This is a genomic window from Paenibacillus sp. OAE614 (assembly GCF_040546645.1).
GTDB lineage: Bacteria > Bacillota > Bacilli > Paenibacillales > Paenibacillaceae > Paenibacillus_AQ > Paenibacillus_AQ favisporus.
In genome coordinates, this window is record NZ_JBEPOD010000001.1 from 6,325,088 (window position 1) to 6,340,971 (window position 15,884).

The 15,884-nt window shown below is 51.6% G+C and carries 15 protein-coding genes; all 15 read right to left on the minus strand.

Translation table 11 applies throughout. From position 1 onward, the window contains the following. Nucleotides 1–359 precede the first annotated feature (359 nt). The gene (locus ABIE48_RS29090) at nucleotides 360–1,103 is read right to left on the minus strand and encodes a hypothetical protein (protein ID WP_192716004.1); all 744 of its coding nucleotides are present in this window, start codon (nucleotides 1,101–1,103) and stop codon (nucleotides 360–362) included. After that, nucleotides 1,100–1,798: an ABC transporter ATP-binding protein gene (locus tag ABIE48_RS29095; protein WP_152399435.1), complete on the minus strand. Its 699-nt coding sequence runs from the start codon at nucleotides 1,796–1,798 to the stop codon at nucleotides 1,100–1,102. The genes ABIE48_RS29090 and ABIE48_RS29095 overlap by 4 nt, the downstream gene beginning before the upstream one ends. Then, nucleotides 1,776–2,192 (minus strand): GntR family transcriptional regulator, encoded by a 417-nt coding sequence (locus ABIE48_RS29100; protein WP_076172765.1) that lies wholly within the window; start codon nucleotides 2,190–2,192, stop codon nucleotides 1,776–1,778. The genes ABIE48_RS29095 and ABIE48_RS29100 overlap by 23 nt, the downstream gene beginning before the upstream one ends. Before the next feature lie 43 nt (nucleotides 2,193–2,235). Then, nucleotides 2,236–2,991 carry an ABC transporter permease gene (locus tag ABIE48_RS29105; protein ID WP_145949096.1) on the minus strand — a complete coding sequence of 252 codons (756 nt, stop codon included), beginning with the start codon at nucleotides 2,989–2,991 and terminating at the stop codon, nucleotides 2,236–2,238. Then, the gene (locus tag ABIE48_RS29110) at nucleotides 2,984–3,961 is read right to left on the minus strand and encodes an ABC transporter ATP-binding protein (protein WP_354520174.1); all 978 of its coding nucleotides are present in this window, start codon (nucleotides 3,959–3,961) and stop codon (nucleotides 2,984–2,986) included. The genes ABIE48_RS29105 and ABIE48_RS29110 overlap by 8 nt, the downstream gene beginning before the upstream one ends. 310 nt (nucleotides 3,962–4,271) lie before the next feature. Then, the gene (locus ABIE48_RS29115) at nucleotides 4,272–5,615 is read right to left on the minus strand and encodes a glycoside hydrolase family 30 protein (protein ID WP_145026936.1); all 1,344 of its coding nucleotides are present in this window, start codon (nucleotides 5,613–5,615) and stop codon (nucleotides 4,272–4,274) included. 46 nt (nucleotides 5,616–5,661) lie between these two features. Beyond that, nucleotides 5,662–6,948 carry a type 2 periplasmic-binding domain-containing protein gene (locus ABIE48_RS29120; protein WP_354520176.1) on the minus strand — a complete coding sequence of 429 codons (1,287 nt, stop codon included), beginning with the start codon at nucleotides 6,946–6,948 and terminating at the stop codon, nucleotides 5,662–5,664. Next, on the minus strand, nucleotides 6,932–7,309 hold the full coding sequence (locus ABIE48_RS29125; RefSeq protein WP_354520178.1) for a hypothetical protein: 378 nt from the start codon (nucleotides 7,307–7,309) through the stop codon (nucleotides 6,932–6,934). The genes ABIE48_RS29120 and ABIE48_RS29125 overlap by 17 nt, the downstream gene beginning before the upstream one ends. A gap of 92 nt (nucleotides 7,310–7,401) precedes the next feature. Beyond that, nucleotides 7,402–8,286 carry a carbohydrate ABC transporter permease gene (locus ABIE48_RS29130; RefSeq protein WP_192716005.1) on the minus strand — a complete coding sequence of 295 codons (885 nt, stop codon included), beginning with the start codon at nucleotides 8,284–8,286 and terminating at the stop codon, nucleotides 7,402–7,404. A gap of 23 nt (nucleotides 8,287–8,309) precedes the next feature. After that, entirely contained in the window at nucleotides 8,310–9,299 is a 990-nt protein-coding gene (locus ABIE48_RS29135; protein ID WP_192716006.1) for an ABC transporter permease, read from the minus strand. 128 nt (nucleotides 9,300–9,427) lie between these two features. After that, nucleotides 9,428–10,447, minus strand: a complete 1,020-nt coding sequence (locus tag ABIE48_RS29140) for a LacI family DNA-binding transcriptional regulator (protein ID WP_145026942.1) — start codon at nucleotides 10,445–10,447, stop codon at nucleotides 9,428–9,430. Nucleotides 10,448–10,639: 192 nt separating this feature from the next. Further along, on the minus strand, nucleotides 10,640–11,695 hold the full coding sequence (locus tag ABIE48_RS29145) for a glycoside hydrolase family 76 protein (RefSeq protein ID WP_192716007.1): 1,056 nt from the start codon (nucleotides 11,693–11,695) through the stop codon (nucleotides 10,640–10,642). Nucleotides 11,696–11,748: 53 nt separating this feature from the next. Beyond that, nucleotides 11,749–12,735, minus strand: a complete 987-nt coding sequence (locus ABIE48_RS29150) for a carbohydrate ABC transporter permease (RefSeq protein ID WP_192716008.1) — start codon at nucleotides 12,733–12,735, stop codon at nucleotides 11,749–11,751. Nucleotides 12,736–12,762: 27 nt separating this feature from the next. After that, nucleotides 12,763–13,632, minus strand: a complete 870-nt coding sequence (locus ABIE48_RS29155) for a carbohydrate ABC transporter permease (RefSeq protein ID WP_145026948.1) — start codon at nucleotides 13,630–13,632, stop codon at nucleotides 12,763–12,765. After that, nucleotides 13,629–15,878, minus strand: a complete 2,250-nt coding sequence (locus tag ABIE48_RS29160) for a DUF5696 domain-containing protein (protein WP_192716009.1) — start codon at nucleotides 15,876–15,878, stop codon at nucleotides 13,629–13,631. Before ABIE48_RS29160 ends, ABIE48_RS29155 begins: the two co-directional genes overlap by 4 nt. Between the last annotated feature and the right edge of the window lie 6 nt (nucleotides 15,879–15,884).

The window sequence follows — 15,884 nt, forward strand, 5'->3', positions numbered from 1 at the left end:
GGTATAGAGCATCGAGGCAGGAACGGCACGACAAATGCACCGAGCGAAGCCGAGTTAAGTACGGAGGTGGCTGTGAGATTGAACGATCCAATTCATCAAAGCATATGCCCCCTGTGCCATCAGCCAATTAAAGATTTGAAGCACACGATCATATGCGGCTGCGGGAGCAAAATTAAAAACACCATCAAATTCAAATAACCCAGTAAGCAAAAAAGGTACCCGTACACGAAACACTTTTTGAAGTGTCAGTGTACGGGTACCTTTTAAGTTCCCTAACCTTTCTTTCTATAGCAAACGGCGGCAAGGTTTACCCCTGCATTCGGTCTTCAACGTAACGCCGCTCAAGGCCAACCTTTTCCCTATCTCGCTTCGATTTTTTTCTCTATACACCATTTGATCACGTACAAAAAGGCGACGCACAGCAGCCCCTCAAACACGATGGAGCCCCAGGTTTGCCAGGCAGACAGGAGACCCGGCAGCTCCCGGGCCAGCACGCCGGACTGAGAGCTCCACTCCAGACCCACGCTTCCGAACAACGCGGACGAATCCTGGCCGAACAGAAAGTCTTCAACATAAGAAAGGACGATGGTCAGGACGATAAAAATCAGCAGTCCGACCCAAAACACGCCCTTGGTTACCAGGCTGCGCGCCAAGGCAATCGTCATATAAAAGGTCAAAAAGCCGTATACGAGCAGAAACAGATATTCTACAACGATCAGCACGATGGCCCAGACCGGAATCTGGCCGGCCCAGCTGAATCCGCCCCCTAAGTTGACCACCATATAGGCAGTGAACGCCGCGCCAATTACGGTCAGCACTAGCGAGTTCAGCAGCCCGTACAGCAGGGAAGCTCCCACATAAGACAAGGCACCTACCGGAACGAGCCGGCGGCTGACCGTAGAGATGTTGTAGTCAAACACACGGAGGCTGGAAATGAAGTAAATCACCGAGACTGCGCCGAAGAACAGGACCGAGAGGACGATTTTCACTTCATCCGTGGCCCTGGACCAGAGGAGGACGAACTCGCACAGGAGGAGAATCGCCATCCCGCCGAGCAGCAGCGTCGCGTTGCGCTTTAAATCGTATTTTAACAGCTTGATCATTCGCCAAACACCTCTTTAAACAGATCGTCAATGCCTTTTCCACGGTTGATGCGGATGCTCTCGACTTCCTCGTGCAGGACGATGACGCCGTCTTGGATAAACATGACTTCATCAAAAATCCGCTCCATATCGCGCACCAGATGCGTGCTGACAATCAGGCTGCTGTCTTCGCTGTAGAAGCGGACGATCGCGTCCAGAATTTTACCCCGGGCCACCGGATCCACGCCGCCGATCGGCTCGTCAAGCAGATACAGGTTCACTTGGCGGGAGAGGGCCAGCGTCAGCTGCAGCCGTTCGCCCATGCCCTTGGAAAGGGAGCTGACCCGGTCGTTCTCCTTCAAATTCATAAAGTCGAGCATCTCGCGCGCCTTTTCCAAGTCGAAATCATCATAGAAATCCCGGTAAAAAGCAACCGCATCCTTCACCCTCATCCAGCTCTCCGTCAGCGGAAGGTCCGGCATATAAGAGATCAGGCTGCGCGTTTCCTTGCCCACCGGCTTGCCCAGCACGGAAATGCTTCCCGCGGTAGGCGGCGTCAGCCCGGCGGCGATCCGCATCAGCGTGCTCTTCCCGCTGCCGTTCGACCCGAGCAGGCCGACGATCCGTCCCGGTCCGATGCGCAGTGACACGCTGTTCAGCGCCAGCTTGCCTCCGTATTTCTTGGATACGCCGTCAACTTTGAGCAGTGTTTCCACCCTTAGCCCCCTCCTTTACGCCTTGCTTTCGGTCCTCCGCGACCGCCTCGCTTACGATGGAGACGATGTCTTGATTTTTGAACCCCAGCTCCTGCATGCCATGGATAAACTGGTGAAGCAATTCGCCCGCCATTTCCTTTTTAATCGCCATAATCTTCGATTCCTCGCTTGTCACATATCTTCCCAGCCCGCGCCGGGTCTCTACGACTTCCTCGCGTTCCAGCTCCTGAAATGTGCGCTGGATCGTGTTCGGGTTGATCTGCAGGTCGGCCGCCAGTTCCCTTACGGAAGGGATTTTATCGCCCGGCTGCAGGATGCCTGAGACAATTTGTCTCTTGATATGGTTCATGATTTGCAGATAGATCGGCAAATTGTTGTCGAATTCAATACTCACTTCAGGACAGACTCCTTTCGCCGTCAGCTTACGTTCCCGCGCATCAGGCTATATCACGTTTCTTAAACGTAACAAAGCTGGCGACAAGAAACAAGACGAGATATGCCGCCAGAACGGCGATGGAAAAGCCCAGGCTCATCCCCTGAATCGGTGCGTGACCGCCCTGACTGTACACCGACAGGTCTGCGTTCGGGAACAGCACGTATTTATAGAAGCTTTTCGGAATAACGATTCCGCTGAACATCACCGAGGCCATGCCTACACCCATCGCGGCTCCCGTCGACCGGGTCAGCACCCCCATCATAAAGGCCAGTGTCATGAAAATGATGCTGTACACCAGCGTGCTGCCTCCGGCCACCAGCACATCCCGCCAGCCGGCTTCCCCTGCATCCGTGCCGAAGAAGAACGCACCCGCTGCGAAGCTCAGCACCGTCAGCCATACCGCCAGCGACAGCGTGAACAAGACGGCCGCCGTGTACTTGGATGCCAGAACTGCGGACCGGCTCTGCCCGCGGATCAGCAGGAACTTGATCGTTCCTTGGCCGTGCTCCCCGGATACGATGCCGGCCGTGAAGATGATCGCCAGCATGGCCGTCATTTGGCCAAAGCCGCTCATACCCGCCATCAACACCGTATAATCCAGGGCGCTCGCCCCTGTCATCATCTCGCCACCCCAACGCTTCAGAATCCAGCCCAGGGCGATTGCGGCCACCGCAGCGATGGCATAAGGAATGAAGAAGCTGCGCTTCTTGGCCATCTTGAGCCATTCGTTGACCACCAGCAAAGAAAAACTACGCAATTTGGTTTCCTCCCGTCCATTTCAGGAATTCGTCTTCTAGAGACTGTTTGAGCTCGGTAATGAGGTAAATCGGGATCCGGCCGCTGCCCAGCCGCTCCACTACCCCCGGAATGTCCTTGTACTGCAAGGAAAGAATCAGCTCGCTTTGTTCCGGGTTCACCGCGAGTACCTCGGCCAGATCCAGCCCTTCGAGCAGTCTCTTCGCCTCTTCCAGGCGGCCGACGCGGAACATGACGCGAATGGCTTCCTGCTGCCCCGGCTGCTCCGCTTCCCCGCTGCCTCCGCAAATGGAGCGGACTGTCACCAGCTTGCCGTCTTGAATGACGACGACCCGGCTGCACAGCTGCTCCATTTCAAGCAGGAGGTGACTCGACACCAGGATGGAGATGCCTTCTTCGCGGGCGATATTTTTGAGATAGTCGCGCATCTCCCGGATGCCTGCCGGATCCAGGCCGTTCGTCGGCTCATCCAGAATCAGGACGGACGGCTCATGCAGCAGCGCCTGGGCGATGCCGAGCCGCTGGCGCATGCCGAGCGAGTAGGCTTTGACCTTCTTCTTCATGGCCTGCTCCAGCCCCACGAGCCGGACAACCTCGTCGATCCGCTCCCGGCTGATCCAGGGATTCATCCGCTGATACTGCTTCAAATTATCGTATCCGGTCATATACGGGTAGAACTCCGGGTTCTCGATAATCGCCCCGATATGGCGGATCGCCTGCTTCCAGTCGTTGCGGATGCTGCTCCCGCGGACCAGCACATCTCCCTCCGTCATCCCGATCAATCCGGCGATCATGCGGATGGTTGTCGTCTTGCCCGCACCGTTGGGCCCCAGCAGGCCTACCACTTCGCCTTTATGCACATCAAAAGAAAGCTGGCTGACGATCCACTTGCTTCCGATCCGTTTCGATACCCCTTGGAGTGAAAGAACCGGTGCATCGGCGTCCGCCTGCATATTTGTTCGATGGTTCATGCTCACAACTCCCTTGTATTAGTGTTATAGTTAGATAGTACACTAGAACATTGAGATTGTAAAGCCCAATCCTTTTGTTTCGGAGTAAATTTTCTCTGTGTCACCTAAACCAAACCGAGCAGATTGTAGGAGAAATTGAGAACATCGAAAAATTATAAATGCTTCCAGAAAAAAATCGGCGACCACTCTCCGGTTGAATACCGGGAAGCGATCGCCTTGCAGTGTAATCCTCTTTTATACTATTCAATCGGCGCAGGCCGTTTTCTCATGTAACAAGCTGGTTTTTATTATAAATCGGCCCATCTACTAATTACGCTTCAAACATTACCGTTAAAGCGCTCTTGGGCGGCATCTCAAGCTGCAATGCCTCTTTTCCGTGCAGCTGAACAGCTACACTCTCCGATGCTTCGCTGTCGTTAAACATAACAGCTGCGATCGAGCCATCCGTATTTTTAAAGGCAACGGAGCGGATCAGATCATTGCTGGTCGAAGCAATACGCCGCGCTTTCGGACGGATCCCCTTGCTGAAATGCGCCAGCGCATAGTAGTCCAGCGTATAGGTTAGTTCCTTCGTCTGTTGATTCACGGTCACAATACCGCGACAGGTGCTTGTACCAAAGCCGGGTACGGTAGGACCATTTTTCTCATCCAGTGCCATATTCCATAAGACGTAAGACTTGCTATGATTTCGGAGAATCTCGATACCTGTCCGCATGACATTCGAGAAGGCTTGCTCAAACGGCGGAATCCACTCCCCGCCTGACCCTTCCGTGAAATGAACCTCTTTATCAGGGAAAGCTTCGAATACGTCCGATTGGGCTGACGGCTTCCCGCCGTACCAGTGCCAAGCGACACCATCCACCGCATCGCCTGCCTGCTCAAGCACCGTCAGCGGGTAGTCGGGTCTATCCCAATTGTGATCATAACAGAGGATTTTCGTATCGATATGATTCTTCACGAATTGCGGCTTCAGGTGATTCTTGATGAAATCACTTTGTGCCTCAGGCAGCATGATCATGCCGGGATAATGGCCTGGTGAATACAATGCCTCATTTTGCGGTGTAACCGCATAGATAGGCAGACCTTTTGATGCATACTCCTGAATATAACGGACGAAATAATTGGCATAAACCGAATAGCACTCTTGCTTCAGCTCCCCGCCGATCATCGACCCGCTAGTCTTCATCCAGCCAGGCGGACTCCAAGGCGAACCCATCAGCTTCATATCCGGATTCAATCGCAGCGCTTCCTGCAGGAGTGGAATAATATCGTCCTCATCGTGTGCAATGGAAAACTGCTTCAGCTCCATATCGGACTGGCCTTCCGGCAGATCATTATAACTGTAGAAGTCACGTGCATAATCAGATGCGCCCATGGGCTGGCGCAGTACCGACAAACCAATCCCTTCCTTCGGATCGAACAATTGTGTCATAAGCTCCGAACGCTGCTCGGCCCTCAGTACTTGATGAATCAGATAAGCCGCGGAATCCGTGAAGGACGCGCCAAAGCCATCCATCTCCTGATACGTCTGCTCCTCATCGATAACAACCGTATTCAGCAGCGCAGTGGGAGATACAGGCGAAAGCTCCTCCTTGGTTTTCTTAATGAATAATTCCTCTTCCCCATTCGACTGGTAGATTGTCATGTTCAGCATGTTGTTCCCTCCAGATTTCTATATATCGTTTCCTATCCGTGAAAGCTTATTTCAGCCCAAGCTTCTCTTTGTTCGCTTTCATCTTCTCATTGCGAACCTCCACGATTTTGTCCCAATTGTTACTGTCCAGGAACTTTTTGTATTCATTCAAGAGGCTATCAAACGCAGCATCATCCTTCGAACGAATCATACTGATGAGTGTTGAGTTCCATTTCGTATTGATTGCGGCCAAAGAACGCGCTTCCGGTGTTCCTTGGTCAGGGTTGATATTTTCCAGAATAAAGTGTGGTACCAGCTTTCCTTTACCCCATTCCTGCATTTGCTTGATGGCATCCGGGAATGCGTCACCACTGAGCGCTTTGTGGCGGTCATGGCCAAAGAACATGAATTCGCCCATGCGGTAATCCTTTTTAAAGGAATCCGGGTTGTTCAACTGAAGCTCCTTCACAGCAGGCAGAAACTCAACCTTTCCATCCGCGTTCACTTTATAGGTCTCGCCTTCAATACCATAGTTCATCAGCATTTGTCCTTCTTCGCTTAACAAGTAGGTGAAGAGCTGAATCGATTTAGCGGGATCCACATTATTTTTCGTAATAAAGCTGATCATCCAGCCTGTGATCCCGGATTGGTTCAGTGTCGGTGAATGCAAGGCCGTGCTTTGGGGTCCGTCAATCGCGATATACTCTTTGCCTTTATTATTACTGTAGAAGCTTTGCAGGTTGCCGCCCTGCTGCGGTGTTCCATCCAGCAAAATGGTTGCATATTTGCCGGCCTTGACCTTTTCTTCAAAAGCTGTTCCGTCATCGGCAAAGCTGTCATCGCTGATCGCCCCGGCTCTGTATACGGAATTAAGCGTCTTCACCCAAGTTAAATAGTCTTCATCGAGGTTACGGTTATAGAATCCGCCATTCTTGTCTTCCAGCGGCACGCCGATGAAGTCCTGAAGCGTATCGCCAAGCGAGCCTGTTCCTTCACCAATGGAGTTGAACCCGAATGGAATCAGGTCAGGGAATTTATTCTTGATATCCTGGAGGACAGCCTGAAATTGTTCTGGTGTGCCCATGACCGGCTTACCCAGGGCTTCGTAAACATCCTTACGGATGATAAATGCCGTTTTCGCAGGAATATTGCCGCTGTCATAGTCCTTTTGTGTATTGGAATAGTTCGGATATCCGTAGGTTTTGCCGTCCTTGAGCTGGAACCATTTGAGTGTGTCTTGTGCAGCGACTTTATTGAAGTAGGGATCATATTTCTCAGCCAGATCATTTAACGGCAGCGCCCATGTGGCCGCTTTTTGTACCACCGGGGAGTTGGAGTCAAACGTTGTGATCAAATCCGGCATTTTCCCCGCCGGCAAAAAACGTGTTCAATTTGGTATCGTCACCCGTGATGAACTTGATATTGATATTCAGATCTTCCTTGATTTTCTTGGTGACAACGTCCTTGCCGAAATCCGTATTCCACCAATCCGCATTTACATACCAAGTCAGGTTGGTTACCTCTTCTTTTTTATCCAGCTTCCAGGCCGGAGTCTCGGCATCCGGTGTATAACGGTCTTCTATCGAAACCCAGTTCTCCTTCTTTGAGCCGGACTTGCCGCCCGATCCGCTGCAGCCGCTCACAACCAATACAACACTCATCAATACAGTAAGCAGTGTGAGTCCTTTCTTTCCAAAAGCTTTGTTCGTAAACATCCTGTACCCTCCCTTTTAATTAAAGCGCTTTCCTGATAGAGCCTGTGTCTTTACAGCCAGCTTCTTGTCCACTCCCTTAAGAAGTTGCTTCTCTATTCTTTGACTGCCCCAAGCATCATTCCCGAGATAAAATATCTTTGCAATATCGGATACATCACAACAATCGGCAGTGTTGTTACGACGATTGTTGCTAGTTGGACCCCTTTCGTGGTGGTTTGAATCGCTACCGAACCGATATTTTGCATCGATTGCGTCTGAGACTGCACAATAATTTCATACAGCATCATCTGTAAGGGATATAGCGATTGGTCGGTGATATACAGTTTCGTGGTCATAAAATCATTCCATTGCCCTACCCCGTTAAACAGGGCGATTGTGGCCATGGCCGGCATAGAAAGAGGAATGAATATGCTCAGAAAAACTCTCCAGTCGCCGCCGCCATCGATCTTCGCCGACTCTTCCAGCGAATCCGGCACATTGCGGAAGAAATTCATCAGGATGATGACATCATAGAAGCTTAAGAGAGCCGGAATAATATAAACCCAGAAGGTGTTTAGCAGGCCCAAGCTTTTAATCAATAAGTAGGTCGGAATCATACCGCCCGAGAAAAACATGGTGATGACACCCATCGCAACGTAGAACTTGCGGCCGCGGACGTATTTTTTGCTCAGACCGTAACCTACCATGGCACAGAAGAATACATGGGTTATAACCCCGATCACGGTTTTGGCAGCCGAGATGAAAAATGCCTGCCATATGCCTGTATCCCTGAACACAGCCTGATAATTCTCAAGCGATAATTCCTTAGGCCAGAAGATAAACCCGCCCTCGGCAAGTGCCCTGCCCGAACTGAAGGATGAAACGACGACGTTCCATAACGGAACGACAATAATAATCGTAAATACAACCAATAGGATGATGTTGATCGTATCAAAGATTTTGCTATCGAGATCCCCTTTTGCTGCTTTCAAATTCACCGTAATGCCTCCCCCTGCATGGCCTATAGAACGGATTGATTATCATTTAATTTGCTGGTCACCTTATTAGCCGTAACGAGCAGAATGACAGAAATGATGGATACACCCAAACCAACCGCGGTGGCATAAGAGAAATCCCCTTGCGTCATCCCCATCCGGTACACGTACGAGTTAATGACTTCTGCCTTTTCCCGGTTCTGTGAATTCATGAGCACCAAGGTTTGATCCAAGTTCGACCCCAATAAACCGCTTACAGTGAGGATCAGATTTAAGCTGATAATCATCTTCATGTTAGGCAGTGTGATGTTCCAGATTTGTCTGAGGCGGCTCGCACCATCGATTTTTGCGGCTTCATAGTAGGTAGGATCAATCTTGGACATGACCGCCAAGTACAGAATCGTCCCCCATCCAGCTTCCTTCCAGATATCCGATAAGGTCGCAATCCACCAATACTTGCTTGGGTCGAGCAAAATGTTTTGCGGCTGCGAGATCAGCCCTAAACCAAGCAGAACTTCGTTAAGTAAACCGGAGGTGGAGAACCAGGTAATGAGCATTCCGCCCAGCACGATCCATGACAAGAAGTGAGGCAGATACGAAATGGTCTGTACGAACTTTTTGAATCGTCCCATGCCTACCTCGTAAATCATAATGGCCAAAATGATCGGAATGACAAAGCCCACCGCCAATTTCAAAAAGCTGATGCCCAGCGTGTTGACTACGGAATCCCAAAAATACTTGTCCGATATAATAATTTTGAAATTGTCCAGACCAACCCACGGAGCGGAATCCAGCGTATCAATGACGGTGTAATTTTTAAAAGCAATGGATAAACCATAAATCGGTATGTAGCAAAAAATAAACATAAAGATAATACCGGGAAGAATCATCGATTGAAGCTCCCATTGCCGCTTGAAATCAATGAAAAACTCCTTGATTCTCTGCCCTCGCGGCTTCTTTCCGGTTGGTTGAACCGGGCCTGTGCCGGTTGGCTGAACTAAAACGGTTTTGCCCACCTGGTAAGCCTCCTTTGATCACAAAATGACAGACTTAAATAAAAACGTTTTTATTTTTTGGCAAAAAATATCCTCCTATTTTGTATCATTTTTAAAAAAAGAATCGGAATAATCATCAGCCCTTTCACTTAAACCGGGTTATTCCGATTGATCTTCACATGACTGGTGCCGCGAACGACAAGCTCCCCAGGCAATTTCTGAGTCTTGCCTTGCTCTTTCTTCTGAATCATGCGAACCAGGTGATCCACTGCCAGAATGCCTTGTCTGGCAATCTGATTGCGTACGGTCGAGAGAGGCGGTGTAAAATACTGTGCAATATCAATATCATCGAAGCCCACGACGCTTATATCTTGGGGAACCTCGTATCCCAGGGATTTCAGGGCCCGGATACAACCGATGGCACTCACGTCGTTACCGGCAAGAAAAGCATCCGGCACTTTGTCGGGGTGCAGGTGAAGAAAGGATTTCACAGCGTTATAGGAGCCTTCTTCCTCAAAATAACCTTGCAGGATATAGTCTCCATCGATGGGAAACTGACACTCGTGCAGCGCAGCCAGATATCCTTCTCTCCGCTGAACGCTGTCAAACATCGTATCCACGCCGGAAATATAGGCAATCTTCTTATGCCCCAGGCTGATCAGATATTTAGTCGCTTCATAACCGGCCTCATAGGAGTCGAAAATGATGCTGCCCATCGTCTCTTTCTGAATCTCGCGATCCAGGAACACGGCATTGATCTTGTCCTTCTCCATAGCGGCGATGTCTTTGTCGTCGATCCTCAGCTCTTCGAATATGATGACGCCATCCACCCGGCCGCCCATAATATTGCTCATGATAACCTGCTTATCCTTCGTAATAAACACATTCAGTCCGTAACCCAGACGGTCGCATTCATGTGACATCGACTCAACCAGTGTGTAGAAGTAGGGCCCTGCCACGCTTGTTGTAAAGAAGCCAAGCATCTTGGTCTTCCCCGACTTCAGCAGCTTCCCGTTCAGGTTCGGTACATAATTTAATTGTTCTGCCACCTTCAGAACATGTGACTTGGTCTCCGGAGTCAATACATCCACGTCATTCAATGCATTCGAAACCGTAGAAATGGAAACTCCGGCCGCTTTAGCCACATCCTTGATCGTTACCTTACCCATATAACCATTCTTCCTTTGCTATAAAAACGTTTTTATGTACATAAAATACCATACAAGCGCTTTCAACACAATCCTTTTTTTAGTAAGCGGGAAAACAAACCAAAAGACCGCCCACTTTACGTGAACGGTCCACTGAGCCTGCCTTCCATACCAACGATGAAGTTCTGCTGTTTAAGATATCGTTAAACATGCCTATTGTTTATTCTCATGATCAGCAAACCCCAATTTCTCCAGCACCGCCATTCGCTCCAGCAGCTTCACACCGCTCAGCTGGGTGCTCAGGGATACCGGTTCTGCCGGCGCCTGGCTCCAGTCCGTTCCGAACAGGCATGCGGCGCTTCGCCCGGCGTCCCACAGCACGCCGGCATTTGCGGCGAGCATCGGGATGGCAAGCCGGGCCGCCTCCTCCGAGGCCAGGCTCAGCTCAGCCAGGTAGCGGACCAGGATGCCTTTGAACAGGCCGCCGTCCCCGCTTCCTTCGTCCGGGAACACGCCGTCATCCGCGGCAAGCTCCGCCTTGGCGGCATCGGCTGTGCGCAGAGCGTCCACGAGGAAGCCCGGCTCCCCGCTCACCCGCCACAGCTCCACGCCCGCTCCGATAAAGACACCCTGGCAGTAGGTAAACTTCCAGTCCTTATCAATGCTTCCGTCCCCGGTCCGGTTCATGCCGTCCCAGACGAAGCCGGTGGCGGGATCGACCAGGGAGCGCTTCTGCCAATCGTAAATGTTGCGGGCCCACTCCAAATCCTCCGCGTTGCCAAAGCACCGGTACAGCCTTGCCGCGAGAATGGCGGCGGGCGCATTGGCCGGGGTGTTTTTGTAAGCCAGCTGGGATTTATGCCACGCAATGCCGCCTCCCATATGGTCGTTCCATCCGCTCTGGATGTCCTCCCACAGGATGTGGACGGTTTCCTTGTACTTCTCCTCGCCGGTCGCCTCATACGCGCGCAGCCAGGCGAGCGCCATCCATTCCATATCGTCGTACAGCTCATTCGGGTACACGCCGCCGTTCCGGCGCCGGATGCCGTCATGCAGCTCCGCGAGCGTCTCCCCGTAAACCGCCTCGCCAGTGCGCAGCAGTCCGTCCACCAGCACGTCAGCGGCATGCGCCATCCACCAGTAATGAAAAATCGTGTTGCAATCGCCGTTCGGACACGGCGTTTCAATATTAAACATGGCGATATCCTGGTTCCAATAATGCCGGCGCAGCGCTTCCTGCGCCGCATCCGCGCGTTCTGACCACAGCATGGCGACCTCTCTCCCCTTTCAACGGCACCCGAATGGAGTGCTGTTCATTCCGCTTACTCAACCAGCCCGGAACGCTCCACGCCTTGAATGAAATACCGCTGCAGAAAGAGATAGACGACAAGCATCGGAATCAGCGCAAGGAATGTAGCGGCCATGACGACAGGCAGGCTGAACACTTCAAAGCTGCTGCCTGTCAATGTATCCAGAGATTGATAGAGCCGCGGAAGCATCATCGGCAAGGTGAACTTCTCCTCCGACGTCAGGAAGATCGACGGCTCGAAGAAGTCATTCCAGTGCCATACCAAGGAAAGCAGGGTTGTTACGACGATCGCGGGCGGTGTAAGCGGGAGAATAATTTTCCAGTATACGCGGAAGCTTCCGCAGCCATCCACCCTGGCCGCATCCTCCAGCTCCCACGGAAGTCCGCGGAACAGCTGGCGGAAGATAAAGATGAATAAGGCCCCCCTTAGCCCATTGGCGAAGAAGGAAGGCACGATCAGCGGCATCACGCTGTCCAGCCAGCCGATCGTCTTGTACTGCATATACAAAGGGACGATGATCGTTTGTGGCGGAATGATCATCGTGAACATGCACAGCACGAACAGGACTTCCCGTCCGGGAAACCTAATGCGGGAGAATCCATAGGCGACGAAAGAGCAGGATAATACCTGGCCGATCACACTCACTACGGAAATGAGGGCCGAGTTATTGAAATGCGTCCAAAACTGCAGCCCCTTCATGCCGTAGTAGAAGTTTTCCCACGCCAGACTCGTCGGAATCCACTTGATCGCGAAGTCGATCAGATCCACCGGATGCTTGAGCGACGTCGTGATCATATAGATAAACGGATAGAGAAAAACAAAGGCCAAGTCAATCAGAATCACGTACACGAAGATGCGGTAAATGAGCGCGAACCAGCGGCTTTTGCTGCTGATCCGGCTGATGACGCTGTTATTTCTTAACGCTTTCGCCCGGTTAGCGATACTTTCGGGCTGCACAGCCACACGCTGCCTGGTCTTCGACATCGGAATCGGTTTCACGCTGCACCACCTCCTTGCTCCTCATTCTCATTTTTCACCTGTATATACGACTAAGCGCCTGGTCGAAGCAAATACGATAATGAGCAGCAGGAAGATAAACAAGAAGTAGATCCAGCCCATACCGGACGCGTAGCCCATTTCGATCTTCGTAAAGGCCGTATCTTTGATATAGACCATCATCCTGTTGTTGATATCCGTAAAGGAATCCACGCAGGTATAGACCAGATTAAGCAGGATGATCGGTGAAATCAGCGGCAGCGTGATTTTCCAGAACATCTCCCATTCGGTTGCCCCGTCGCATCTTGCCGATTCATAGAGCGACGGAGAAATCCCCTGAAGTCCGGCTAAAAAGAGCAGGATCTGCACGCCCGTTTTCCAGAAGATCACGGTAAGCCTGCTCAGCATATCAAAGACGATCTGCGAGAACGTCGGGCCCATATACAGAAATACTTCTTCCGGAACACCGATGCCGTTCACCAGCGTGTCTTTGCCGACCCCTGCATAGAGCAGCTGCTGCATCGCAAGGCCGGAGCCGATCAAAACGGGCAGGAAAAATGCTGCCCGGAAGAAGGCGCGCCCGCGGATCTTATGATTCAGCAGGATCGCGATAAACAAAGAGAAGACCAGAATCAGCGGCGTATTGATGACGGCATCCTGCACCACCGAAATGAACAACGGAATAAACTGCGTATCCAGCACGAACGCTTTGTTGAAATTTCCCCAGCCGACAGGCTCCAGGTCGAAATTGCCGACGCCGACCACTTCATGAAAGGCCAGCCAAAGGGAGTAAATCAAGGGATACAGCATGAACAATGCGAACCCGACCGCCCATGGAGCGATATAAACATAGCCTGCCAGCATCTTTTTTCGTTCCAGACTCAACTTTTTCCCTGTCATGCTGATCCCCCCTTCGGCACCACGATGAAGTTTTTGCCCGGAACGACATGATGATCGACCGTCACCTCACCCGGCGTATAATTGACAATGACGCGAGTCCCGTCCTCATATACGACCTCATAGACATCATCCTGCAGTTTGCGGTGCTCCTTCATCGTCTGCGACCATACCGGCCTCAGCTTGTCGTTCATCTCTTTATAGTATTGGACCGCTTGATCCACCCAGTTGCTGTAGGCCGAGCTGAACAAATCGCTGTAGATGGTATCCTTTAAATCTTCAGAGTGGTTCATCGTTAATTGGTAGTAAGGCATATAGCCGTATTCCACCATCTTTAGGTACTGCAGCTGTGGATCGTAAAATAAATTTTGCGGATCGCCCGAGTAAGGAATAATGCCATGCAGCGCCATTTGGTAGAACGGGATCGTTTCGTCGGTAAAGAAGAAGCCGCTGTCCTCCATCGGGATGCCGAACAGGCGGGAGGAATGCTTCAGGCTGTATCCATTGCCCCCAACCGAGGCCGCACCGCCGAATTGCAGGACCGATTTCTCCATCATTTCCGTCCACTGCTTGGCTGTCCCTCCGCGCTTCAGCGGGTAATCGTCGTTATAATCGTAGTAGAGCTGACTGCCGATGCCGTCGAAGTTAATGCCGGTAATGTCCAGCTTGCGCAGCGGATTAAGCACTTTCTTCTGGAAATGCGCATTCTGCTTGCCTGCATTCAAGTAGAAGAGCTCGCTGTAACGGTCGGTCACGACAAAATGGTTGGCTCCGACAACGACGTCCTTGCGCGACGAGAACCCGTCGTTGCCCTTCCATGCCTCGACATAGTTGTCCTGCAGAAAAAGCTGGTAGTTCTTCTCCTTCGCGTACTCGCTCAGCTTCGCCAGCCCGCTTGTTCCGCCCAGCTTACGGGAAGGCTTATATCCTGACGGATAACTCATGTAGCCTTCGCCCGTCCATCCGAGCAGATTCGCTGAAATCGACTGTACGCCGCGTTGGCTGAGGTCTTTCATCATGTCCTGCGCCTCTGAGAAGGTCGTATTCTGAATAAAATGATCGATCAGAATCTGGTCCTTCTTAATGCCCATAAGCAGGTCAAGCCCGAAAGGAACCGCCTCCCCTTTCTTCACCTTCGGAACCACGCCTTGCTCGTTGAGCAAATACTCCCTGTAGGCGGTCGCCATATGGCTGTAATCGGCTTCTTTGCCGCTAAAGAACACGTAACGGATGGTATGATCCTCGCGGATCAGATCCTTTTCGGGCTTCTTCGTCAAATTGCCGTCTTTCTTAACCGCTTCATACTCACGCCTGTAAACGAGCTCGGAAGATACACGGTTCAAATTAATGAGATAGCCGCTCGGCGAATAGAGGATATTCGCGTCGTATTCCCCCTGGGTGATGATCCCCATAAAAGAGTTATCGGCCACTTTCAAGCCGAAGATCGGCAGCATCGCATTCTGTTCCCGTCCGAAAAAATTGAAGGTAATCGTATCCTCACCGTAAACGCTCGCACGATAAGGATTCAAATAATTCGGGTGGTTCGTCTTAAAGTAAGACAGCGCACCCGGCCCGTCGGGATAGACCGCATAGCCTTGATCGTGATCCGATGCCGCTCCGAAGAAGGGAAGCGGTGCAACCGACATGAGCCAGTTGTCTTCCCCTTCCTGGATCGATTGGCCGGGTACGGTGACTTCGAGGGCGTTCCCCTTCAATTGGAAGCTCATATCGAAGCTGATTTTCAGCCTTGGCAGCTCGTAACGGACCGATATCCCGTTTTCCAGTGAGGTCGTCGTCATTTTCGGCTGCTCAAGTGCAAAGTTCGTCTCCTGCGTCTCCAGCGCAGGCAGATGGGGATCCGTGTAGGTCAGATGAAAAATCGACTGACTGCTGGCGGTCCACAGCTCATTCCCGTCCGTTTCGACATCCTGGAGCGGAACTGCCGATTCCCACCGGTACCCGTTGCTCTTGTCGATCACGGCGATGGCGGAATCGGATGAGCGGAACAGCAGCTCAAGCCGGTCGTTTTCGGCGATCTTCTCATAATTGGTTGGCTTCTGCGGCTGTCCGCTCTCCTCCGGAGCCGGCATCTGCTCACTCTCAACGACCTGGTTCTTATTCGGCCGCATTTCCTCCTTGGCCCGTTCAATAGCTTTTTGCACGGAGGGTAACGCCAGGAGCACGAGCGCAGCAATGATGACGCTGACGGTTAAATAGTAGATCCATCGTTTGGCGAGTCTCGTTTTCATGGTACC